This window comes from Pelosinus sp. IPA-1, from assembly GCF_030269905.1.
Taxonomy (GTDB): domain Bacteria; phylum Bacillota; class Negativicutes; order DSM-13327; family DSM-13327; genus Pelosinus.
Map to the genome: position 1 here is coordinate 222,909 of NZ_BSVC01000006.1, position 22,626 is coordinate 245,534.

The following is a 22,626-nucleotide window of genomic DNA, read 5'->3' on the forward strand; positions in this document are numbered from 1 at the left end:
TTGTAGTAGCTTTGCAGGAGTTTAGTAGAGATTGTTGAAGTATTAGATATGATATAATAGTATTTTTACTTGAGGGGGCATATAAATGGATGTAAAATTATTTAGTGATCTTGAAGGCTTACGAATTGCGATGGATATAGAGGAGCAGGGGCGTGATTTTTATCAGCAAGCTTTCGATATAGCAAAAGAAGATGCCCATAAAGATCTATTCTGTTTATTGAAAAACGAAGAAATTATTCATTTTGAAACATTTAGTAAAATTTTTGATACAGTAAATAAGAATAAAGAGGCAGCTTCAGAGGAATATTTGTTTGATCCTGAGACTTCCCGTTATCTTACAGTGCTGGCAGAAGGTCATGTATTCCCAACAGCAGCCGATGCGAAAGTTAAAATTGCGGAAGTGACAACAGTTCGCGAAATTTTACAAATGGCCATTCAAGCTGAAAAAGATTCTATATTGTTTTATGATGAATTAGCAACTAAATCAAAATTCGAAGACGCTAAGAAAATCTTTACAACTCTTAAAGCAGAAGAACAAACCCACGTAGTTAAATTACGCAAAATTCTTGATACCTTAGCTTAAGTAAATATATTATCCTCACCAGAATAATCGCGGCATAGTTTCCGCGATTATTCTTTTACCAATAAATATTAAAGATTGTACTTTCCAGCAGGAAATATTCTGAAAATAGGGAATTATATATACTAGAATATAGCCTATCATATAGAAAGGTAGGAGGGGGTTACGTAATGACTAAAGGAATGGGAAAACGTGCTCATCATAGAGAGGACATGAAAAAGTTAAATCAAACTGCACTTACGATTGGTGGTGTGTTAGGAGCTATTTGCTTAATAGCGGTCGTCGTCTCTCTTTTGTATAAGTGATATAAAGTGCCTTTGGGCACTTTTTCTTTTGGGTATAAAAAGTATCAGAAAAGAATGCTAAATTATATGTAGGTAAGAGATGGAAATATTGTTGAGATCAGGTTATACTGTTTATATAGAAAGAAACGTTATAAGGGGGCGGTGCTGATGATTAAAGATAAAGAATGGGTAATAAATGAAATAGAGAAAATTGCCTGTTTTGGAAAGGGACCTCGCGGCATAACTCGCTTAGCTTTTAGCCAAACCGCTGTAGAATCGCAAGAATACATAATAAGCTTAATGAAGCAGGAAGGCCTAGTCGTCACAGTCGATCAAATTGGCAATATTATTGGTCGTCTAGAGGGCAAAGATAATACATTACCAGCAGTAGCTACGGGTTCCCATTTGGATACAGTGCCAGAGGGGGGCAAGTATGACGGTGTACTTGGAGTAATTGGCGGGTTAGCAGCGATACGTCGTTTAAAAGATAGAGGAGGCTTAACACACCCAGTTGAGTTGATTGTTTTTGCTTCTGAAGAATCAAGTCGCTTTGGTTTTGCTACAATAGGAAGTAAAACTATGGTGGGATTAGCTAATAGCATTGCTTGGAGTAAGGCTAAAGACCAAGATGGCAGGAGTTTTCCAGAAGTAATGTTAGAAAATCGTTATGATTTAGAACATCTCAGTGCTGCAGCACGAAGTAGTGAGGAAATAAAGGCATTTATTGAACTTCATATTGAGCAGGGAAAGGTGTTAGAAAAGGAAGAAAAAACGATAGGAATAGTGGAAGCCATCGCTGCTCCTACACGTCTTAAGATTATAGTAGAGGGCGTAGCTGCTCATTCAGGCTCTACTCCAATGGAAGAGCGACAAGATGCCCTAGTAAGTGCTTCTATGATCGTGTTAGCGATACAAGAGATCGGACTCGAACAATCAAGCTACGGCACAGTAGCTACGGTAGGCATGCTCAAAGTCCACCCAGGTTCTATCAATGTTATTCCTGGTATGGTGGAAATGCATGTAGATATTCGCGGCATAGATCATGAAAGTATTATTGAATGTTTACAGGATATTAAGGATGCGGTTAGCGCAATTGCGGAAGAGCAAGAAACTGGGGTTTCCATCGTAATGCTTTCAGCAGAAAAGCCTGTAAAAATGAATAAAGAAATTATGAGTCTTATTAAGAAGGTTTGTAATGAAAAAAATGTGCCTTACCAATTTTTACATAGCCGAGCAGGTCATGATGCTATGAATCTATCTCGCTTAGCACCAACGGGTATGATATTTGTTCCTTCCAAAGATGGAATCAGTCACAATCCAGAAGAGTACACGAAGGATGATGATATAATGGTAGGAATTGATATTCTAACGGAAACTTTATATCAGTTGGCAAAGTAGACTCATGGTTTTGTTCATAATGAAATATCGAAAAAGCCAGTAGTAGAGCGGTCTTAAGACGGCTCTATTTTTTTTAGGCAGTTATTACCGTTACTAATTATGTAAACAGTATGGTAAAATGACAGGGACAGGACTTATCCATGACGTATTTTGAAAGGGGATTTTGAATGAAAAAATTAATTGCCAGTATATGTGCAGTTGTGGCAGTTCACTTCTTTTCTCCTGCCATGCCAGTTCATGCTGCAGCCTTAGATGAGCAGTTGGCACAGTTGGTTGCGCAAAATGCTAGTGTTGATCGCATACAACAACTGTTGCTATTAAAGAAACAATGGGAGCAGGGAAATAAACAGGGACTATTAGAAAACTTGGCAAAAACGGCTATAAACCAATCAAGTCAAGTGAGCACTGCCAATGCCTTAGTGCAAGGTAATGTGAACCAAGTAGTAAGCAATGCTTTACGCCAACAGGTTGAGCAAAAGATTACAGATCAAGCAATTCCTTATGGAAAAGAATTAGCGGCAATTGCTGCATTATTTAATAATCAATCCTTGGCACCAAAAGCTGTCCAAGAGAGTAATTCTCTGACAGCAGCGCCTCAAAATTATAAGAGAGTATTAAATATGACTTCTACGGCCTATGCGCCTGGGCCATTAGATAATGGTAAATGGGGTAATAAGAATTATGTAGGTGGCGCTGTGCGTCCAGGAGTGGCCGCAGTAGATCCTAATGTCATTCCAATGGGAACAAAATTGTGGGTAGAAGGTTATGGTGAAGCTGTCGCAGATGATCAAGGCAGTGCTATTAAAGGCAATCGTATTGATTTAGTCTTTAATAATCGTCAAGATGCTCTTGATTATGGAATTAAGAACGTAAAAGTATATGTATTAAATTAATCAAAAAATGGCTCTAGTGAGTAACTATAAGTTACATGCTAGAGCCATTTTTTGTTATTTGATAACCTATAAAATATAACAGTTACAGGTTCCTACAATTGTTTCCGTATGTTTTCTCTTGCTAACGTAAGTGCGGCAGGGAGCTCGCCAATATTACTACCGCCTCCTTGAGCAGATTGCTCATTTCCGCCACCTTTTCCATCTAATAGAGGGAGTATCTTTTTTACTTCTTGACCCATGTGAAGAGCAACATCCGATGAAGCGGAAAAAACAAGGTGAACTTTAGTTTGTTCTTGATTTACCCCAGCGATAAGAGCGATGGTATAGGGGTTACTACTCAGTTCCTTGGCGATATAATTTACCTCGTTAGGGCTAGCGTCTGTGAGAGTATGTACAATTAATTTATGATGATTAATGACTTCTCCTTGTTGATAAAGAGTAACTGCGAGATTGCGGTGTAATTCTTGCTTTAATAAGGCTAATTCTTTGGTAGTAGTCTCTAACTTCTGCAATTGTTTTTCTACGCCATTAAGAACATTAGGAATAGGCAATGATAGGCAACTTGCTAGTTGATGCAGAATCGTATTCTTTTGCTGATAGTCTGCGAGGCCGCGCCAGCCGCAGACAAAATCAACTCGTACGCCATTTTTCTTACGCTCCCAGCTAAGAATTTTAATACAGCCGATTTCTCCTGTATTGGCAACATGAGTACCGCAACAAGCAGAGTAGTCAAAATTAGCGATTTCCACTAGTCGTATTTCAGAAAAGTCTTTTGCAGGAGGTTTGCGTAAGGGGAAGTTCTGCAAGTTAGATTGATTCAACCAGTGAGTATGTACGGCTTGTGCTTGGATAACAACTTGATTGGCTGCTATTTCTACGGATTCTAGATTTTCAGGTGTTAGAAATTCAATATCTAAATCAATTTGGCTGGATTCTTTGCCTAAATGAAATCCGACAGTATTTGCTTTTAGTATAGAGTAAAATGCACCAGAGAGAATATGTTGACCGCTATGTTGCTGCATATGATCAAAACGCCTCTCCCAGTTAATCCGTCCCTGTACACTGCGAGTAATTGGTTCTGCTTCAAGGATATGAACGACATTTTCGCCATCTTCCTGAACTTCGATAACAGCTAGATCGTCAATATAGCCAAGGTCGAAGGGTTGTCCACCTGATTCTGGATAAAAAGCAGTTCGGTCTAAGATGACAGCCCACCTATTATTAGGTAAGGGGCTAGCTTGTATAATATTGGCATTAAATTCTTTTATATAAGCATTTTCGTGGTAAAGTTTTGTAGTTGTCAAGAAGATACCTCCTATAATAACTGGTTTTGATAAGCTATAGATACTATTATACTATTTTTTCCTTCTTGCACATATATTTTTTGGGAGAGGTTGTGTAGGGGGAATAGGTGTGACAATTTTAAAGGTAAAAAAATCACAAGTTTTTTATAGTGTAGCTATTTTACTTCTTATGAGTCTTATCTTTGGGATGGTTGGTTTTGAATACATGGATGAACAAGAGTTGGCGGCTATTGAAAATCAGCCTAAAACTGCACCGATCGGAGCAGTAAGCATTGTTGTTAAAGTCTCTCAGCGAGTCTTAGAAGTATATAGTGATGGAAACCTACATAAAACATACCGAATTGCGGTTGGTAAGAGTGGAACTCCGACGCCCATTGGCGAGTGGAATGTAGTATGGAAAGACTATAATTGGGGAACTGGATTTGGTACTCGTTGGATAGGGATTAATGTGCCCTGGGGAATTTATGGTATTCATGGAACAAACAAACCATGGATAAATCAACATGACAAAATTATACTGTCTCCCATACGATCTTAAATATAGGCGGCTTACTGCGTGAGCCTTTCCCAGAGTGATTATCAATTCTAGTTACGGTTATTTTACTAATAGTGGCGGTAATGATTTTTCTTTTTTGTTCCTTCGTTAATTCACCCTGGTCTACGAGGAGGCGCATATTTTTTGCTAACGATGCAAAAGACGGCTTATTCTGTGAAATAATCACGGGAGCGAGGCTGTCTTTTCTGCTTTTTATAGTATTTAACTGTGAATTGATTGCTGTTAGTTCCTTTTCTGCTTCGGCTTCGGGTAAGATTTGCTGCCTAAACCACCGGGCAATAGTTTCACGCCGTTTAATCAACTCAGTCTCTAATTTAGTGATTTTCTCCAATTCGGAACTATGGTCAACTATTTCTTGTTTGGGCATATATTTTTTTGCCTTTTCAGGGTCTAAGAACGATTCCATTAACATAGTCCAAATATCCTGATCTATCGCATTGGCTGGAAGACTTCTACTTTCGCATTTAAATCCTGCAGCCTTTAAGTTAGGGTTACGTTGCGTTAGGCATTGGTAATACGGTTTATAGCTACCGTCACGGAATGCACAGTGGTGAGCAACCATTCTACGTCCACATACACCGCAATATAAAATTCCAGACAGTAGGTAAGGGTACATCATTGGCCGCTTAGTTTTGATTTTATTGCGGTCTAATTGTGCCTGTGTACGATTGAATAATTCTTCCGGTATGATTTCCGGAACAGGGATGTTAATCCATTCATTTTCAGGACGATGTGTAATAAGCTTGCTTTTTATGCCAGTTTTCTGTTGCCTTATTTTCATGCTTGCAAATACACCTGTATAGGTATGATTTTTTAAAATTCTATATATGGTTGATGTTGGCCATATAGCTTTGCCAGTCGGAGAGGGGATAGCCTTATCTTTTAAATACGTTTGTATACTGACAACGCTGTCCTGGTGCTCTACTACACGATTATAGATATCCTTGATAATTGCTGCTTGATCGGGATTGATTTTATAAGATTTAGTCTCTTTAATATAATCGTAGCCAAATAGATTGCTATTAGATAGTTTTTTATCTTGGGCCTTTTTGCGTTTACCGCGCATAGATCGTTCACGAATCTTCTCTTTTTCGAATTCAGCCACAGCTCCGCGCATGGAAAAGAAGAGTCTTCCTTCTGGGCTAGAATCATACTGACCAGTAACGAAATGCAGTTTTACATTATTACGCTCCAATTCTTCGGAGATAAGGAGTTGAATAAATAGCTTTCTGGCAAGTCTGTCTGGGTCATATACGGCTACTATATTAATGCGTCCTTCGTCTGCATCATCCCTAAGATTGGATATAGCTGGTCTGTCTATGTATTCACCGCTATAACCATCATCAACATATTCAATTATATCGTGATAGCCTAGTCCTTGAAGATAAGTTTTACAGGATGCTATTTGATCCGGTAAAGAATATCCATGCTTGGCTTGGTCTTCTGTACTTACACGTGCGTAGATGGCTGCTCTCATTACGTCTCCTTACTAGTGCATATTAATTACTTTCATAGAATTATATTTATGGCCTAGTTTTAAAAAGACACAGCCTGACCACGCTAATAGTGGAATAGTGCTGTATCTTTTGCTAGGATTTACTATTTAATTAGGCGTTTCAGTGATTATCCATTAAATTAGTACATTTTTGTCGAAATAAATCGAAAACAAGTAAAGATGATGCACTTTTTGTATCATTTTCGATTTTTAGACAGTTTTAGACTTTGTCGGACAATTCGCGGTAAAATTTTTACTTCCCCGATGCTGCAGCCTGTTCTTTTGCAGGTTGATTAACTTCAATAACTGTATCAATAATTTTTTTAGCTTGCTCCGGCAAGTTTTTTATTTTGTCGTCGTAGTTTGGTTTATGGTTTAGAGGCTCATTTGTTGCAATTAACTCCATTGGAGAAATTTCTAATGCGGAACATAGTTTTTCAACTGTATCCCACGAGGGGGATGTGTTTTTTAATTCAATTTCTCTTAATGTTGATTGGGCGATCCCAGCAGCTTTGGCTAATTTGGTAGTACTATATCCTCGGAAATTTCTCCAATACGTGATTTTTTCAGCAATATCCATTTATTTTACCTCATTTAACGATTTTTCGTTATGTTATATAGAGATTATAACAAGAAAATTTATAAAATATTAAACTAAATACCGTTGACGCATAACTAAATATAGTTTAAGATTAAAACAAACGAAATACAGTTTAAAAATGGAGGTGAAAAACGATATGTCGTTAGGAAAGAGAATAAAATTATTCCGCAATCAACTAAGGAAGTCGCAAAAAGAAATTGAGAGTATTACTGGTATCCCACAAACTACCTTAAGTGGATGGGAAAATGACAATTCTGAACCAGCAGCATCAGATATTATAAAGCTTGCTTCGGTTCTTAGAGTAACGGTTAATGATCTGCTATATGAGCTCAGTGGTGAAGATGAAACCAGTAATCCAGTCAATGTAAAGCTAGTAGGGTAGAAAGGGGGGGTGAGACAATTGGAAAAAGTAGAAATAATTAAATCCGTTAATGTTTTTTTAGTTAACTTGACGGTCTTAGAAAAGCAATTGGAGATACTTTTATCTGCTGTGAAGGAAGTAAATGAATTAGCAAAATTAAAAGGCACAGGCGCAGAATAATTATTGAATTAGCTTAAATTGTTTTTATCAGGAAACAGGGAGAGATAGTTTTCAAGTGCGTTTTTATCAGTACTAGCATGATTTTCTGTGCTGCACTTGCTACAAACAAGTGTTTCGCCTCCCATAAACACCGCTAGTACATCAAAACGCAATATATTATCACACTTAGTACACTTCTTTTCTAAGGTTTGCCCAAGAAGGTCATTTAAAGCTTTTTCTTGGTCTTGGTTCAATTAATCACATCCTAACTGCGCCTGTGCCAAGCTATTGTCTTCGACATTATAAAGAAAAATATCCTGCTTTAGTTAGGAGGGTAGAAAGGGGATGAGGAAACAATGATATCAGAAGAAAAAGGTACTGATAGAGAAAAACCAATAATGGTAGAGGTTAATGAAGAAACGTTTAATTTTCTCAAGGGAAAAAAACAAAAGCAGGATCATCTAATTGCTTTCATAAGCGAAAAATTGAAAAATCATTCGAGTGATGAAGTTAGTGAAAAATTGAATTTTGCTTTAGAACTTTTTTATGAAGTAGAAAAAAGTGGCGTGGCCGATGTTATTACAACAATAAAAGTTGCTCAATCAATCACACTGCAAAAAAATAAGTTATTTAAGAGTAGCACAACAAGGTGATAGAAAGCTAGCAGGATAGAAAGGGGGTTGAGAAAATGTTAGCGACAAATGAAACCGCCACTACTGGTAATAGTGACGGTAATCAAATTAAAAGCAAACATACTGATTTTGCAGTTGCTCATATTGCAGAAGAAATCGCAAAACAATTTATTAAATTTGGAATAGGTAATAAAAAAGCCAAGCTCATATTTGACGAAGTATTAAAGCTCGTAAAATTATTCGATGCTTGATCTTAGTTCATTATAGAAATCTTCTAGTTTTTTAAATTCTGAATGAGTTTCTTGTAAGCTATGATCGGTTTTTAGAGAATCTAAGTATTCTTGATTTACAAACAGAAACTGATGGTAAAACTGTTCTACTAGGTAATTAGGGCCTTTAGATTCTCTGATCAAATAATATTGATTCTGAAATTGTTTTGCACATTGGAAAGCTTGGTTCATGAATTGTAAAGAGACATAAAGTTTATTAGAAATATTCTCTTCTTCAATATATGTATCTATTGCATATTCGGAATTCAAGATGCACTCATGAGCCACTTGTAGTAAATATTCCATGCGGTTATCCATCATATCACCTCCTTCAAGGTGCAATTCGACAAAAGGCATAAATCACCTGTATTAAATTGTAAAAGAACAGAAGGGAATTGCTAAAAAAGAAAGTCATTTATTTTAAGCAAGGGATGCTAGACAGGGTAGATTATTTATCAATTTCAATTTCTCCATATTTTTCTTCATAGTTTTGTACATAACGTTTCAAAATGAGTTCAGCCTCTTTGCTTACGGAGCGCCCGTGAATTTGAGCTAGGCGCTGCAGTTTAGCTTTAAATATATCATCAGCTGTACGTACTGTTATTGGTGATAAATTAGACGGCAATTGCAACGCCTCCTACAAGGTATTCAAATTCAAGGATAACACAAAAGAGGCGGAACGGTTCAGAGTGGTGCTGTATGCATCTAAACGTTAACAAAGTGATGCACTTAACTTAAAAAAATCCAGTAATGTTGGAAAAGCTGTCGCACATAGATTGTATGGGAGGGGATGTTATGATTGACGCGGCGTTGTCTAGCATGCCAGTAAGTGAGAAAGCAAAAGAAGCTTTCAACAAAGTAGTTATGGAAATTCTATGTGAGATAGAGATGGAGAAATTCAAAAAGCTTAGTCATAATGTAACTCAATCTGATGAAGTAACTACGGAAATAGCCAGTTAGTCTGGCTTATGAATAAATTGGACAGGCAGGGTGATTGTATGGAAATTAATAATGTCCGTTATCCTTTTGCAATAATCACAACATCGCGACAAGCTCAACGGCTAGAGAACTTATTCTTGTTAGCGCTTCTTCTACTGGTGCTCTTTTTCGTGCCAGGTGAATTGTAAAAAAGAAAGCCTATCGTGTGGACAGGCTAAGTGGGGGTGAGAACGTAAGAAGTTGTCCTCTGATATAAGTATAGCAAATCATTCTGTCAGATAGTTTAGTGATATTCCGACAAAAGGAAGTGGTAAAAAATGATAGACGTACCAATGATGGATAGTATTGGTGACATGCTTGAATTAGCAATTATGTGCTGTGATCGACCACCGAAAGCACTAGCGGCAGATATAGGGTATTCAGTAGATTCTATTTACTCGGCTTGTAAGAATGCAAGAGCGATACCTAATAAGGCTAGGCAGAAACTATCCCAAATGAATAGTATTGCTGCTTCAGCAGTTGCATTAGAAGCTACTGGGTTCATGAAACTATTCGGATACCAAAAGGTTGATAGGCATGTGCAAAGCATGATCCTTCGTCTTAAAAAACAGGACAAAGAGGTCTTTGTATTGCTTGAAGATCTGCCAACTATCTTACTAGACAAAAATGATCGTAAAGATTTATCCGAAAATGAATTGAATGATTTAGAACTAACAGCACATAGGCTAGTAGATCGTGCAAATTCAACTATTAATCTAATCATGGAACTGGAATATAAGTATGGATTAGGTGTTACACAGTACATGCAGGGCAAAGAAAAATCGCCTGTGTTGGCGCACAGACGACTTAGTTAAAATATCAAATTCACCCCGATTATACCACGCCATATAATGCGGGGTCAATGGGAGGGCGTTATACATGAGTAAATTGACATTTGAGAGTTTTAGAAAACTACATAATTTATATCCAAAAACGGATAAAGCATATATCAGCGGTTATGAGTACGCTAAAAAACATGATCTTTTTAAATTAATGAGTGTAAATGAATTAATAGAAGCTCTGCGGGTCTATGTGGACATTGGCAGAGAAAATAAAGATATTCGTGCATTTGGTTTTGCCCAAGCAATCAGAGAAATGATCGGAGAGCGCCTGGGTGTAGCTGCATGAGTCAGAGGGTTATCTAATGTTCAAGACACAAGGTAAATAAGGGGGCGGGTTATAAGTGGCATATAAAAAATATCATCCCCACAAGTGCGGTGAATGTCGTTTTATTAATCGTGATGCCTATCGTGGAGCCGGGAAGAAAGTGTGCTATGAGATACAGCGTAATATTAATAATCAGAAAGTTGCAGTAGAAGTGACGGAAACTCAAAAAGCCTGTAATAACTTTCTTGTCGCGAAAAAAATAGACAGGGTAGGATGATACCTACTTGGGAAAATGTCAAAGATTTAAATTTTGGAGGAGGTAAATTAAAAACCCTTACGAGCTACTGCAAATAGCTTGTAAGGGTTTACTAGAGAGACTGTACATACGATGTAATTCGGTTAATTAATTATATTATATGTACGCAAAAATATCAATAAAAATACGGCTTAAGGCCGTAATTAACTTGATAAAGCTAATTAATACTAGAAGAAAACTATACACTTTCTATCTACAGTATATTCAATTCAGAAAAAAATATACCAAATAGAAAATATAGTTAAAAATAGGAGAAGTTAGATGTCGTACAGAGAAAAAATAACAACAGCTGGTAAGATCAAGGATGTTATTAAATACCATACCAGTAGAAATACATCATCTAAACGACCAAGAAATAAAAATATGAATCCTACATCTGAATTACAGAAAAAAGGCAATGAGAGAAGATCATATGAAAGCCTTTACTATGATATGAGTGAAAATTTTAAAGAAGATGATTTGTACCTAACATGTACTTATGGGAAAAACATGGAAGAACCACAACCCAAAGAGGCAAAGTCATTATTTAAAAAGGCTATTGATAAATTACGTTACCAATACAAAAAAGTAGGAGCTGTACTGAAATATATAGGCGTAACAGAACATAAAAAAGGACGCATACATCACCATTTATTAATTAACAATGTCCAATTGGGAATTAAAGCGATTAAAAAGGTTTGGAATTTAGGTTTTACTAAAATACAGCTTTTTGGAGGTGAGCCGGAAGATTGTGAACGTCTTGCCAACTATTTTATCAAAGAGAGTAAAAATACTTTTAATACTGAGGATAAAGTACATGGTCGGCGCTGGATCAGTAGTAATAACTTAGTTCATCCAGATAAAACACCAAAAATAAGAACCGTACATGCTAGCTCATGGAAAGAAGAACCGAAGCCTATTAAGGGCTATTATATTGCAGAAGTTAAAAGAGGTCATACGGAACATAATTATCCATATTTGTTTTATCGCATGATTAAGATTCCAGGCAGTGACGAAGATCGAATATGATTTGCCATCTGTTCTGTTAATTACATAGTATCAGATATTTTTGTCAGATAGTTTATAGAAATTCCGACAGAATAAGGGCAAAAAGAAAGGGGGAAATAATTTGAATAAAGTGATCATAGTGGGGCGCTTGACTAGAGATCCAGACGTGAGATATACCCAAACAGGCAAAGCAGTAGCTTCTTTTAGTGTTGCAGTAGATACAGGATATGGTGAAAACAAACGCGCTGATTTTATTCCTGTCGTAGTATGGGACAAGTTAGCTGAAGTTTGCGGAAACAACCTTACAAAAGGTCGTCGTGTACTAGTAGAAGGACGTTTACAAATTCGTGACTATGAAAAGGATGGACAAAAACGGAGAGCTGCCGACGTAGTAGCTCAGAACATTGAATTTTTAGATACAAAGCAAGCAGTAAGTAATCCTGCTGCAGCTCCTGCCAAAACCGCAGGATATGATACCAGTTCATTTGGGACAGAGGTTTTTCCCGAAGAAGAAATTCCTTTTTGATAGAGCCTCCGAGAAAACGGAACAGGAAAAAGGCTGAAAAGCTAGTCAATCGGGGGCGGGTTTAAAAATGTTATTAGAGCGTGAGGGAGGGGTGAGTATGAAACAAGCAACAAAACAAGCTTCATTATTCCGCGAAATTATAGTAGACAACTTCGCGGGTGGCGGGGGTGCTAGTACGGGAATAAGTTTAGCAATAGGCCGCTCTGTAGATATAGCAATCAATCATGACCCTGCTGCAATTGCAATGCATAAGGTTAACCATCCCGACACTGAGCATTATTGTGAGTCAGTATGGGATATTGATCCAAGAATAGTTACAGGCGGCAGACAAGTGGCTTTATGCTGGTTTTCACCTGACTGCAAACACTTTAGCAAAGCCAAGGGCGGGAAACCAGTTGAAAAGAAAATTCGAGGATTGGCATGGGTAGCTGTCCGATGGGCCGCTACTTGAAAATGGCATGCCAGATACTAGTAAGAAAGGCAGGACCTTTCAAGCCTTTGTAAATGCGTTAAAACGTCAAGGATATCAAGTAGATTGGAGAGAGTTAAAAGCATGTGACTATGGGGCACCAACAATTCGAAAGAGACTATTTCTAATTGCGCGGTGTGATGGTCAAAAGATTGTTTGGCCGAATCCGACACATGGAGACCCAAAAAGCTTAGAAGTAAAAAATGGAAAACTAAAACCTTGGAAAGTTGCCGCTGAATGCATTGACTGGTCACTGGATTGTCCGTCCATATTTGAGCGTAAAAAAGAGTTAGCTAAAAACACCATGCGAAGGATTGCCAGAGGAATACAACGATTTGTAATAGATAATGCTGATCCTTTTATTATTAAGGTTAATCACCATGGTACTGATTTTAGAGGGCAGAGCGTTGATGATCCGCTACAGACTATTACTGCGAAGAATGGTTGGGGGATGGTTACTCCATATATCGCGCGAATAGGTCAGACTGGCTTTGGCGGTAATCGACTACAGTATGACATTAATGATCCTCTTACAACAGTGACTACAAAGGCAGAACATTTATTGGTTACACCTACATTGATGGTAAATACGACAGGTCACCCAGGAAGCAAAGTAGACGAACCAATAAGAACCATTACAACAGGCAATCAACATGCATTAATTAGTCCTGTCTTAATTCAGATGGGGTATGGAGATCCAGAAGGAAGACGTGTACTGGATTTAAATAAACCACTAGGCACCGTTACAGCAGGAGGTAATAAATTTAGTTTAGTAGCTGCTTTCCTCGCCAAGCATTATGGCGGTGGATATACAGGACCAGGAGCAAACCTGAATGATCCTGCTCCCACAGTGACAACCGTCGATCATAATGCACTCGTAACAAGTCATTTAATTAAATTAAGAGGAACTTGTAAAGATGGGCAACCAGTAACGGAACCAATACCAACTATTACAGCCGGCGGGATGCATGTGGGAGAGGTTAGAGCATTTCTACTAAAGTATTATGGCACTGGCGAAGGACAATCTTTAGACGGACCAATGCACACTGTTACTACAAAAGATAGATTCGGATTAGTAACTATTCACGGTCAAGATTATCAGATCGTAGATATAGGCATGAGGATGTTAGAACCACATGAATTATTTACGGCAAATGGTTTCCCGAAAGATTACATTATTGACCGAGATTGTGATGGAAAAAAGTATTCTAAATCAGCACAAGTAGCCAGGTGTGGGAATGCAGTGCCTCCACCATTTGCAATAGCACTTGTAAGAGCTAACCTTCCTGAATTTTGTGACGGTTACGGTGAAGTTGCTACCGAACAGGCGGTATAAGATGCGGCAAATAAGTGCTAAATCAAGTTGGAAATGGATACGGCGTAACTACCGTATCCTAGCCTGCATCGTATACCAAGATGGTAGGAGAGAGGTTATATTGGGGAGGGCGGGATAACATGAGTTTTAAAGAGCAATTAAATCGATTAAAGGAAGCTGCTTTAATGAGGCAGCCAGGGCGCAGGGTAGATTTAGCATTAGTCTATAGGAAAGATTTAACCGAATTAATTTACCATTTTGATAGATTAGACCAAGAAGAGAGAGCAAGATATAAACCTGAAGAATTAAAAGGCACTGGATTGATATTTAGAGAGCGTCAACGGCAAATAGAACAAGAAGGGTGGACAGAAGAACACGATCAGGAGCATAGAAAAGGAGAACTTGCATTGGCAGCTGCTTGTTATGCTATACCTACAGAAAAAAGAACATGGTATTGTATCATAGAGAAATTATGGCCTTGGAGTAATAATTGGTGGAAGTCTACACCAAATGACCGTATTCGTGAATTAACAAAAGCAGGGGCCTTGATTGCCGCTGAAATAGACAGACTTATATCAGAAGGTGAAAAATCATGAAAGCAATAACCATATTACAGCCATGGGCGGGGTTTATACCTGCAGGTGCTAAAGCAATAGAGACTAGATCATGGGAAACCAAATACAGAGGCCCAATAGCCATACACGCAGCCAAGGATCAAGATAAAAAAGGTGAGCGTATTCGTCATATAGTGGCTAGAGCCGAACAATACGGCATCTTTGCCCCAGAAATGCATTTCGGTGCTATTATCGCTATAGCTAATTTAGTGGATTGTCTTAGGGTAGTCGGAAAGGTATCCCTCAAAATCGGAAATGAAAAAAGAGTAGCAGCTGTTTTAGAAAATGGCATAAAGGTTACGGGGATTGAACTGGAACTTGGTGATTTCACTATTGGACGTTATGCATGGATACTATCCAACGTGCAATCAATAGACCCAATACCAGCTAGAGGGCAGCAGAGGATTTGGAATTGGGCGGGTGCTACAGATAGGGGAAGAGTGATGGATAGTAATATTGAGTACTGGTGCAAGCATTACGACAAGCCATGTGATGAAGTAGACACTAGTGTTGATTCTGATATATGCGAAAAGTGTAATGATGAAATTAGAGTGCCTTATGATGAGGAGGGAGAATGATGGATGCTAAGATGCGTAATAGGGTACAGTTGTTGATTAATGATAATATTGATGATCAATTCATTATGAAAATGACTGGAATTAATCTTCAAGATATTCTTATAGCATTTAGACAGCAAGAAAAATACGCTGAGTTAGGGCGGTTGGCGGTAAAAGTGAATATTTGTAATGAACTATTTAATTACGGTTCTACTAATTGTTTAACTCATGGATGTTGTAAGAATGAATATGATTTTTGCCAAAAACGATCAGAATTACTGGCGGAGGTAAGCCATGAAAGATAAAACCAAGATAATCATATTAGGTAAAATACATAGTTGCATCACTTGGATTAATTATCGCTTTATAAGTGTTTCGTGTACCTTGCTGTCTATCAATAAAAAGATAACCAGCAAGATACAGGTTATCCATGACAGGAGAATAGTGGGATAATGCGCGAGAAGAAAAAAGAACTTGAAAGGATGGCAAAGCTAGGACAAGCCACAGAAAAAGGACTAAAAGTAATTCTAGAAAGTATACCATGCAAAGGAATCTATCGTTCTAGCCCGTGTAAAGAAAAAAATACCTATACACTTGGATGTGCGTTAAGGTATTTCTGTGAATTAAAGGCAAAAGAATAGGAGGCGGCTATACATGATAAGTAATCCATATCCTTCAAAGGGAACTGCTAAGAGTGGAGCAAAGGTATATGCAGCAAATAAAGGATTAACTAAATTTATTTTAATAGTTGACCCAGAGAAGAAATGGTACTTATTCTCTGATGAAGATAAAGCACCAGAAGCAAAAATGATCGTGTTTGGAAGATTCCAACTCATAAAAGGTAAATGGCGTGATAAAACACCTTTAGGTAAGGTTGCATGTAGCGGTGGGAGAGTAGTAATAACCGAAAACCTAATTGCAATAAGGAGAGAGTGTCATGAAAAATGTATCCATCCTAAATCTTAAAGGTGGAGTAGCTAAAACCATAACAGCTATTAACATGGCCCATATACTAGCAATAATCCACGGTAAGCGGGTCTTGCTAATAGATAATGATAAGCAAGGAAATTCATCGAAGTTTTTCAACTTACATAATTACGAAATGCCAGGGATAGCCGAATTGCTAACAGTAAGGAATACCAAGATACGTGAGGTTATACAACATACCCAATACGCTAATCTAGATTTAATTAGTGCAAATATGAACCTTGTAAATGCTAATTTACAAATTATCATGGACGTATCAAGGCAACAGCAAACCATCTTAAAAAAAGCTTTACAACAAATCGAATCAGAATATGATTACTGCATTATAGATAATGCACCAGATATTAATATCAGTGTAATAAATAGCCTAGTCGCTGCCAATGAAGTAATAGTGCCAATAAAAATAGATCAGTTTTCGTTTGACGGACTAAAAGAACTAACAGAGCAGTTTGAAGCAATCAAAGAATTAAACCCAACATTAAACTTCAAGGGATGCCTAGTTACACAATTTACAAAAAATGATGTAAATGTTCAAGGCGAAGACCACTTAAACAACCAAGCAAACTATCCTATCTTTGCTACTCATATCAGAAGAACAGAGAAAGTAGATGAAAGTACATTTTCGAGACAGCCAATCATTGAATACTCGCAACGGTGCGGAGCTGCAAAGGATTATATGAACTTTGTTAAAGAGTATTTAGGGGAATGAAATAAAGGTGTCCAAGTTGGATACCTTTACAGGGGGTGGAGTAATGGCAAAATTTAACTTAAATAATCTATTAAACTCACAATCAAAACCTGCAGATAAGAGTGAAATAATAGGGGCGGGTAATGACTTTAAAAGCAATGCAGCCAATATTGAAAAAGGTAACTTTTTAGATATATCATTAGTTGATAATGAAACTAAGCAATTCTTGAAAGAAAAAGAAAAAAATATTGAAAGTGTATTTCATAAAGCTAGGTACGATGTTGGTAAAGAACTAAGGGAAGCCCAGGAACAGTTAGCAAAGCATGGATATGGTTGTTTTGGTGAGTGGTGTGAATCAATAGGGTTTAATCGTGAAATGTCATCAAGATTAATGAACTATCATGACTTGATTGTCAGAAATTCTGACAAGCGAGATTTTATTGAATCTCTTCCTAAAACATTAGCTTATGAAACTGCTAGACCGTCTACACCTTTAGAACTTAAAGAAGCAGTTTTAAATGGTGAAATAACCACGAACAAACAATTACAGGAAGCTATCAAAGCCCAAAAAGAAGCCGAACGCCGAGCGGAAGAAGCAGAAAATGAATTAAAAGAGCTAGAAAAAGCTCTTGATATTACCGAGGAAGATAATACAGTACTTCGTAGGGAAAATAAAAAACTGGTTGATAGACCAATCGAAATAGCGGTTCAGGAAGTTATTAAAGAAGTAATTCCAGCTGATTATGAATTTCTTAAGAAACAAAATCAATTATTGACTAATCAGGTTGAGGAATTAAGCAATTTACAGGATGCAAACAATAATATTTCACCACAAATAACTATAGATGCAGCTAATAAAATCAAAGGGATTCTAGAACAAAGATTAAGTATAGCCACGCATGACAGAAATAAAGAAACAGCCGAAAACACCGAATATATAAGACTTTTAGAACTATTAATTAAAGTAGTAAGTAAAGAAGTATTTAAGGTTATGGGTGAAGATATCTTTAAAAATAAATAATTTATAAAGGGAGGCTAGACCTCCCTAATGGTATTTAATAATTGATTTTGTGGGGGTAAAAAAATGGCAATTCTAGCACTAGATATAACTTGGCAGGACATTAAGAAGCAAAATCAAACAGCGGCAGAGTGGCTTTTATACTATCACCAACGGAGGCATTTATATTTCCAAATGTTAAATAACTTCTCGGAACTGGCAGCTACTCAATATACTGGAATGCCTATTGGTTCGGGAACAGGTAACCCAACCGCACAGAAGGCAGTAGATTTAGGGAAATTAAAAGAATATGAACTATGGATTATGACTATAGAAGATGCAGAAAGGATATTAAGCCCCAAAAAAAAGGTCTTCCTTGAAGTTAGACGACTAGCAGAAGATATTAAGCATGATGGAGATATTGGAAGACCAAATTGGGCGGGTTATACTCAAGTAAATTATGCTGAAAAGATAAATAGACTATATAATTACGATCATGTACCTAGTGATAGGACTATGAGATCATGGTGGGATAGTATGGTTGACATAGTAGTAAGAATTGCAATAAAGCGAGGATGTTTATAAAAATACTTTTCGGCAGCCGAAAAGTACAATATTAAGGTGTTATTATAATATCATGGAAAAAGTTGAAACCGCTCCCGACTGTGGGCGGTTTTTATTATGCCTAAAATGAGGTGATAGATTGATTTGTTATACAGACTGTGCTTGTAACGTAAATAACGACTGTATAAGAGCAACCTTACATACCAAGTCTGCAAGGTGCAGAGATAGGACGGTGCCAAAAGATGCTAGAAAAAAAGAAGAGAATAGTAGATCCGAAAGGTATGAAGAAAGTAAAAGCCATTGACCACTGCGAAAAATGCGGCAGGATGTCAAATGGCTTTTATGTTTTAGAAGTTGCTCATGTAAAAGGAAAAGGGTGTAGTGGCCCAGACATTAAAGAAAATTGCTTAAAACTATGTGGACCTGCTTCTATGAGTATGGGATGTCATGGAGCCGATCATAGGGGAGAGATTACTGACGATGAATTGTTCGAAATTATAGCAAGACGTGAGGATAAACCATTAGAGGTTATACAAGAGATAGTTCATAAGGCGTGGAGATTTAGAGAATATCGGGCGGATGATGTTAATGTTTAGGAAAAAAATATTTATACCAGGGTTACGCGACATTTCTGAAAAAAGGGGGCCGGCATAGTGCCGACAACAAGGACGAAGATCGTGGCGCGGATGATCCGTCACCACGCGAGCACAGATGTACTTATTATCGGTCTGCAGCAATGAGATCGCGACGCTTGCAGGATTGGTGCCCAAGTGTCGCCAGACTGCAGCCGAGCAGAGGTCACGGTGAAGCGACAATAGCTGCGGCGCAGATTAGACATAAGCGCGAGGGAACGGTGCAAATTGTACGCGCTATGGTGGACACTGACGTGGCTGTTATCAAGGCGCAAGACGACTTCATTGGTGTGCGGATGCTCTCCACCAGGCGGAGAAAGGTGAGCTCGATGCCTATGACGCAAAGTCTACGGCGCTACGAAAAGTAGGCAAAAATTAAGAAGACAGAAATGAACAGGGGATTAGGCCAGTAGTTTCGCGGGTTGGAGGGCGTAGGTACTTCCAGCGAAGCAAAAAGCCTGCGGGTCTATCGAACCCCGACTTTCGACTAGATAAATGGCGTTTTTTTTCGGACATTTACTTTCGAAAAGTTTTTAGAAAAACGTGTCTACTGTAAAAAAACACGATGGTGGCGCGTTTAGAAATGGCAAGGTTTTGCAGGCTCTCGATTTTTTGGGAAATAATGCGAAAAGTCCTGCTAAAAACTATAAAAAACCGGGTTAAAAACTCTGTAGGATTTGGGGGTGCGCTGTGGCGGTTGAATTTAGAAAAGATATTTCGGATTTGGTTGTGTCGTCGGACACATTGGCGAGCTGTTTTAATTTGACGCGGCCGCGCATTAACCAGATGGCAGATGAAAATATACTGGTGCGCGAAGTGAATCGCAAATATTTGCTGCTGGAAAATATCCAGAGGTATGTCCGGTATGTGAAAAGCTCGGCGAAAGAGGAAGACGGCGACGAAGAATTTCAGGCGATCTATTGGGAAGAAAAAGCGCTGCACGAAAAAGCGAAGCGCGAGCTGACGGAGATCCGCCTGGATAAGACGAAAGGCAAAATGCACGAAGCCAGGGACGTCGAGCTGGTTATGACGGAAATGCTGACGACGCTACGCACGCAGCTGCTCGGATTAGCGAGTCAGCTTGCGCCACGATTGGCCGGCAAAGACCAGGAAGAAATTTATGAAAACATAAACAGCGCGATCGAGGAAAAGCTGCAAGAGCTGTCGGAATATAAGACGGAACTTTTCGAAGGAGAGATCGAGGATGAACCTGGCGAAGACACGTAGCCTTTTCGCCAAGGTTTTAAAGAAAGCGCTGGCACCAATACCGAAGATGTCGGTGTCGGAGTGGGCCGACAAGTTTCGAGTTCTGTCGTCGGAGGCGTCGGCGGAGCCTGGCCGCTGGCGAACGGATCGCGCTCCGTACCAGCGAGCCATCATGGACGCTTTTACGACGTCGAAAATCTGGAAGGTTGTGGTCAAGTCAGCGTCGCAGATCGGCAAATCGGACATTATGAATAACGTTCTGGGGCGCTTTGCGCACATTGATCCAGGGCCGATCATGATGATCCAGCCGACGATCGAGCTGGCGGAAGACTATTCGAAAAGTCGCATATCGCCGATGCTGCGCGACACGAAAGTATTGGCGAATCTGTTTGCGGACGTCAAGGCGAAAATAAGCGGCAATACAATATTAAGCAAGTTGTTTCCCGGCGGCCGTCTGATTATGTGCGGTGCAAATAGTCCGTCGGGACTGGCGAGTCGTCCGATCCGCGTGCTGCTCGCCGACGAGGTTGACCGTTTTCCGGACAGCGCCGGAACGGAGGGCGATCCGGTCGAGCTGGCGGCGAAACGGATGACGACATTTTGGAATAAGATCATGGGATTGTTTTCGACTCCGACGATCAAGGGAGCGTCGCGCATCGATACAGAATATATGGCCGGAACGCAGGAAGAGTGGCAGCATAAATGCCCAGGCTGCGGTGAGCTGCACCTGGTCACGCATCGTAATATTGATTACGAGCATACCGAGACGATCAACTCGGACGGTACAAAGTTTGTAATCGTCCTTTGGGTGAAATGGCGCTGTCCGGACTGTGGCAAAGCATTTACTCAGGCAGAGATGGCCCAAACGGAACAAGAATATGTGATGCAAAACCCTGCGGCGCTGGAAAACGGCATCCGTAGTTTTTTTGTCAATTGCTTTGCGTCGCCATGGATCAAATGGGACGATGTCATGCGGGAGTACCTGGAAGCGAAGGGCGTGCCGGAGCGTGAAAAAGTTGTCTATAATACGCGCTTTGGCGAGAGTTACGAAGCGAAAGGCGCGATCGAGGACGCTGATATTTTCCTGCGCCGGCGCGAAGACTACGGCGCGGAGCTGCCGGACGGCGTGCTGCTGCTTACGGCGGCCGTCGATACCCAAGATAACCGGCTGGAATATGAGATTTGCGGCTGGGGCGTCGGTGAAGAAAACTGGGGGATCCGCAAGGGTGTCATTTGGGGCGTACCGGATATGCCGGAAGTATGGAAGGAGCTGGACGAGCAGCTGGATCGCACATATCGGTTTATAAACGGCACCGGACTGATCGTCGCACGCACACTGATTGACTCAGGTGGTCACTATACGAAGGAGGTGTATGAATATTGTCAGCGCAATTTCCGCAAAGGTCGTTTTGCGATCAAGGGCATGGGGGATGTGGCAGGCTTGCCGCTGATCTACAAATTTTCGAAGGTGCCGGCATACGGGATCCCACTGATCATGTTGGGGGTTGATAGTGGAAAGCAGTATGTAATGGATCGGCTGCAGATCGAGGAACCAGGGCAGAAATACTTTCACTTTCCTCTCGATGCAAAGGGCGATGAAGGGGCCGCGATGACTGCGCGTGGTTATGACCGGGCGTATTTTAACGGCATGATCGCAGAGCGATTGGTGCCGCGCATCCGGAAAGGGAAGCGGGTTATGGTTTGGGAAAACGTTTCGAGTGACAAGCGAAACGAGCCGCTGGACTTGCGGGTGTATAACCTGGCGAACCTGCAGACGATCAATCCGAACTGGGAAAAATACCGGCAGGCGCTCGGCTTAGAGAGCGCCGATGAACAACCAAAGAAAACAGAACAGAAGGGGCCGCCGAAAAAGCAGCAGCAATATGGCTGCATTCGGCGGTCTTCTGCTTACTAAAAAGGGGGTGCCAGCATGAGCGTCAGCGAGATCCAAAAACAACGGCTGCAGAGCTATTTAGAGACAGAAAAAGAAGTGCTGACCGGCCAGGAGTACCAGACCGGAAAACGGCGGATCCGGCGCGCTGAATTAAGCAGCGTTAACTCAGGTATTAACCAACTACTGGCGGCCGGTGCCGGATGCGACGGGCCGGTGCCGGGAACGCGGGCGCGCCGCTGCATTTTACGGGACTGAGG

34 protein-coding genes and 1 pseudogene are annotated in these 22,626 nt (G+C 39.7%); 29 read left to right on the plus strand and 6 right to left on the minus strand.

All coding sequences use genetic code 11. The features are described from left to right. The first annotated feature begins 85 nt into the window (after window positions 1-85). The 4 genes from QSJ81_RS15965 to QSJ81_RS15980 all read left to right on the plus strand — a co-directional run bounded on the left by QSJ81_RS15965 (window position 86) and on the right by QSJ81_RS15980 (window position 3,155). Complete coding sequence (locus QSJ81_RS15965) at window positions 86-583, plus strand: ferritin family protein (RefSeq protein WP_285718350.1); 498 nt, start codon at window positions 86-88, stop codon at window positions 581-583. Window positions 584-750: 167 nt separating this feature from the next. After that, window positions 751-885, plus strand: coding sequence for a DUF2970 domain-containing protein (locus QSJ81_RS15970; RefSeq protein ID WP_285718351.1), 135 nt, complete (start codon window positions 751-753; stop codon window positions 883-885). 147 nt (window positions 886-1,032) lie between these two features. Further along, window positions 1,033-2,262, plus strand: coding sequence for a Zn-dependent hydrolase (locus QSJ81_RS15975; protein WP_285718352.1), 1,230 nt, complete (start codon window positions 1,033-1,035; stop codon window positions 2,260-2,262). 167 nt (window positions 2,263-2,429) lie between these two features. Beyond that, a complete protein-coding gene (locus QSJ81_RS15980) occupies window positions 2,430-3,155 on the plus strand; it encodes a 3D domain-containing protein (protein ID WP_285718353.1) in 726 nt (241 codons plus the stop codon). A gap of 92 nt (window positions 3,156-3,247) precedes the next feature. Here the strand turns inward: QSJ81_RS15980 and QSJ81_RS15985 are convergent, their stop codons facing one another. After that, a complete protein-coding gene (locus QSJ81_RS15985; protein WP_285718354.1) occupies window positions 3,248-4,459 on the minus strand; it encodes an alanyl-tRNA editing protein in 1,212 nt (403 codons plus the stop codon). 169 nt (window positions 4,460-4,628) lie between these two features. Here QSJ81_RS15985 and QSJ81_RS15990 point away from each other — a divergent pair. After that, window positions 4,629-4,952: pseudogene (locus QSJ81_RS15990) on the plus strand (L,D-transpeptidase); the annotation flags it as partial. A 19-nt stretch (window positions 4,953-4,971) separates the two neighbouring features. On the opposite strand, the gene QSJ81_RS15995 reads toward QSJ81_RS15990, so the two are convergent. Continuing rightward, on the minus strand, window positions 4,972-6,492 hold the full coding sequence (locus QSJ81_RS15995) for a recombinase family protein (RefSeq protein ID WP_285718356.1): 1,521 nt from the start codon (window positions 6,490-6,492) through the stop codon (window positions 4,972-4,974). 271 nt (window positions 6,493-6,763) lie between these two features. Next, window positions 6,764-7,090: a helix-turn-helix domain-containing protein gene (locus QSJ81_RS16000; protein ID WP_285718357.1), complete on the minus strand. Its 327-nt coding sequence runs from the start codon at window positions 7,088-7,090 to the stop codon at window positions 6,764-6,766. Between the two features lie 157 nt (window positions 7,091-7,247). Between QSJ81_RS16000 and QSJ81_RS16005 the strand changes: the two genes are divergently transcribed. Together QSJ81_RS16005 and QSJ81_RS16010 are read left to right on the plus strand one after the other, a co-directional pair. Then, window positions 7,248-7,493, plus strand: coding sequence for a helix-turn-helix domain-containing protein (locus QSJ81_RS16005; RefSeq protein WP_285718358.1), 246 nt, complete (start codon window positions 7,248-7,250; stop codon window positions 7,491-7,493). Between the two features lie 18 nt (window positions 7,494-7,511). After that, a complete protein-coding gene (locus QSJ81_RS16010; RefSeq protein ID WP_285718359.1) occupies window positions 7,512-7,652 on the plus strand; it encodes a hypothetical protein in 141 nt (46 codons plus the stop codon). Between the two features lie 8 nt (window positions 7,653-7,660). On the opposite strand, the gene QSJ81_RS16015 is transcribed toward QSJ81_RS16010, so the two are convergent. Then, window positions 7,661-7,885 (minus strand): hypothetical protein, encoded by a 225-nt coding sequence (locus tag QSJ81_RS16015; RefSeq protein ID WP_285718360.1) that lies wholly within the window; start codon window positions 7,883-7,885, stop codon window positions 7,661-7,663. A gap of 102 nt (window positions 7,886-7,987) precedes the next feature. Here QSJ81_RS16015 and QSJ81_RS16020 point away from each other — a divergent pair, with 102 nt between their 5' ends. Both QSJ81_RS16020 and QSJ81_RS16025 read left to right on the plus strand, forming a co-directional pair. Next, complete coding sequence (locus QSJ81_RS16020) at window positions 7,988-8,284, plus strand: hypothetical protein (RefSeq protein ID WP_285718361.1); 297 nt, start codon at window positions 7,988-7,990, stop codon at window positions 8,282-8,284. 35 nt (window positions 8,285-8,319) lie between these two features. Beyond that, the gene (locus QSJ81_RS16025) at window positions 8,320-8,514 is read left to right on the plus strand and encodes a hypothetical protein (RefSeq protein ID WP_285718362.1); all 195 of its coding nucleotides are present in this window, start codon (window positions 8,320-8,322) and stop codon (window positions 8,512-8,514) included. On the opposite strand, the gene QSJ81_RS16030 is transcribed toward QSJ81_RS16025, so the two are convergent. After that, window positions 8,500-8,853 (minus strand): hypothetical protein, encoded by a 354-nt coding sequence (locus QSJ81_RS16030; protein ID WP_285718363.1) that lies wholly within the window; start codon window positions 8,851-8,853, stop codon window positions 8,500-8,502. The genes QSJ81_RS16025 and QSJ81_RS16030 overlap by 15 nt on opposite strands. Before the next feature lie 127 nt (window positions 8,854-8,980). Continuing rightward, window positions 8,981-9,157 (minus strand): hypothetical protein, encoded by a 177-nt coding sequence (locus tag QSJ81_RS16035; protein WP_285718364.1) that lies wholly within the window; start codon window positions 9,155-9,157, stop codon window positions 8,981-8,983. A 170-nt stretch (window positions 9,158-9,327) separates the two neighbouring features. On the opposite strand from QSJ81_RS16035, the gene QSJ81_RS16040 reads away from it, so the two are divergent. The 20 genes from QSJ81_RS16040 (at window position 9,328) to QSJ81_RS16135 (ending at window position 22,624) form a co-directional block, all read left to right on the plus strand. After that, window positions 9,328-9,492, plus strand: coding sequence for a hypothetical protein (locus QSJ81_RS16040; RefSeq protein ID WP_285718365.1), 165 nt, complete (start codon window positions 9,328-9,330; stop codon window positions 9,490-9,492). Between the two features lie 296 nt (window positions 9,493-9,788). After that, window positions 9,789-10,325, plus strand: a complete 537-nt coding sequence (locus QSJ81_RS16045) for a hypothetical protein (protein ID WP_285718366.1) — start codon at window positions 9,789-9,791, stop codon at window positions 10,323-10,325. A gap of 64 nt (window positions 10,326-10,389) precedes the next feature. Then, window positions 10,390-10,638 carry a hypothetical protein gene (locus QSJ81_RS16050; RefSeq protein WP_285718367.1) on the plus strand — a complete coding sequence of 83 codons (249 nt, stop codon included), beginning with the start codon at window positions 10,390-10,392 and terminating at the stop codon, window positions 10,636-10,638. Window positions 10,639-10,693: 55 nt separating this feature from the next. Further along, window positions 10,694-10,894, plus strand: coding sequence for a hypothetical protein (locus QSJ81_RS16055; RefSeq protein WP_285718368.1), 201 nt, complete (start codon window positions 10,694-10,696; stop codon window positions 10,892-10,894). 300 nt (window positions 10,895-11,194) lie between these two features. Continuing rightward, complete coding sequence (locus QSJ81_RS16060; protein WP_285718369.1) at window positions 11,195-11,941, plus strand: rolling circle replication-associated protein; 747 nt, start codon at window positions 11,195-11,197, stop codon at window positions 11,939-11,941. A gap of 100 nt (window positions 11,942-12,041) precedes the next feature. Continuing rightward, a complete protein-coding gene (locus tag QSJ81_RS16065) occupies window positions 12,042-12,446 on the plus strand; it encodes a single-stranded DNA-binding protein (protein ID WP_285718370.1) in 405 nt (134 codons plus the stop codon). A gap of 97 nt (window positions 12,447-12,543) precedes the next feature. Then, window positions 12,544-12,897, plus strand: coding sequence for a DNA cytosine methyltransferase (locus QSJ81_RS16070; protein ID WP_285718371.1), 354 nt, complete (start codon window positions 12,544-12,546; stop codon window positions 12,895-12,897). A gap of 7 nt (window positions 12,898-12,904) precedes the next feature. After that, complete coding sequence (locus tag QSJ81_RS16075) at window positions 12,905-14,251, plus strand: DNA cytosine methyltransferase (RefSeq protein ID WP_285718372.1); 1,347 nt, start codon at window positions 12,905-12,907, stop codon at window positions 14,249-14,251. Window positions 14,252-14,370: 119 nt separating this feature from the next. Further along, window positions 14,371-14,826 carry a hypothetical protein gene (locus QSJ81_RS16080; protein ID WP_285718373.1) on the plus strand — a complete coding sequence of 152 codons (456 nt, stop codon included), beginning with the start codon at window positions 14,371-14,373 and terminating at the stop codon, window positions 14,824-14,826. Beyond that, on the plus strand, window positions 14,823-15,422 hold the full coding sequence (locus tag QSJ81_RS16085; RefSeq protein WP_285718374.1) for an ASCH domain-containing protein: 600 nt from the start codon (window positions 14,823-14,825) through the stop codon (window positions 15,420-15,422). The genes QSJ81_RS16080 and QSJ81_RS16085 overlap by 4 nt, the downstream gene beginning before the upstream one ends. Next, window positions 15,419-15,706, plus strand: coding sequence for a hypothetical protein (locus QSJ81_RS16090; protein WP_285718375.1), 288 nt, complete (start codon window positions 15,419-15,421; stop codon window positions 15,704-15,706). The genes QSJ81_RS16085 and QSJ81_RS16090 overlap by 4 nt, the downstream gene beginning before the upstream one ends. A gap of 147 nt (window positions 15,707-15,853) precedes the next feature. Then, window positions 15,854-16,042, plus strand: a complete 189-nt coding sequence (locus tag QSJ81_RS16095; protein WP_285718376.1) for a hypothetical protein — start codon at window positions 15,854-15,856, stop codon at window positions 16,040-16,042. Between the two features lie 13 nt (window positions 16,043-16,055). Further along, window positions 16,056-16,367 (plus strand): hypothetical protein, encoded by a 312-nt coding sequence (locus QSJ81_RS16100; protein WP_285718377.1) that lies wholly within the window; start codon window positions 16,056-16,058, stop codon window positions 16,365-16,367. Continuing rightward, on the plus strand, window positions 16,339-17,097 hold the full coding sequence (locus QSJ81_RS16105) for a ParA family protein (protein ID WP_285718378.1): 759 nt from the start codon (window positions 16,339-16,341) through the stop codon (window positions 17,095-17,097). The genes QSJ81_RS16100 and QSJ81_RS16105 overlap by 29 nt, the downstream gene beginning before the upstream one ends. Window positions 17,098-17,140: 43 nt before the next feature. Continuing rightward, the gene (locus tag QSJ81_RS16110) at window positions 17,141-18,097 is read left to right on the plus strand and encodes a hypothetical protein (protein WP_285718379.1); all 957 of its coding nucleotides are present in this window, start codon (window positions 17,141-17,143) and stop codon (window positions 18,095-18,097) included. Between the two features lie 63 nt (window positions 18,098-18,160). Beyond that, a complete protein-coding gene (locus QSJ81_RS16115; RefSeq protein WP_285718380.1) occupies window positions 18,161-18,658 on the plus strand; it encodes a hypothetical protein in 498 nt (165 codons plus the stop codon). A gap of 221 nt (window positions 18,659-18,879) precedes the next feature. Further along, entirely contained in the window at window positions 18,880-19,233 is a 354-nt protein-coding gene (locus QSJ81_RS16120; protein WP_285718381.1) for a hypothetical protein, read from the plus strand. 726 nt (window positions 19,234-19,959) lie between these two features. Then, window positions 19,960-20,496, plus strand: coding sequence for a hypothetical protein (locus QSJ81_RS16125; protein ID WP_285718382.1), 537 nt, complete (start codon window positions 19,960-19,962; stop codon window positions 20,494-20,496). Then, entirely contained in the window at window positions 20,474-22,390 is a 1,917-nt protein-coding gene (locus tag QSJ81_RS16130) for a phage terminase large subunit family protein (protein WP_285718383.1), read from the plus strand. The genes QSJ81_RS16125 and QSJ81_RS16130 overlap by 23 nt, the downstream gene beginning before the upstream one ends. A 15-nt stretch (window positions 22,391-22,405) precedes the next feature. Further along, window positions 22,406-22,624, plus strand: a complete 219-nt coding sequence (locus QSJ81_RS16135; protein ID WP_285718384.1) for a DUF6148 family protein — start codon at window positions 22,406-22,408, stop codon at window positions 22,622-22,624. Window positions 22,625-22,626: the final 2 nt, after the last annotated feature.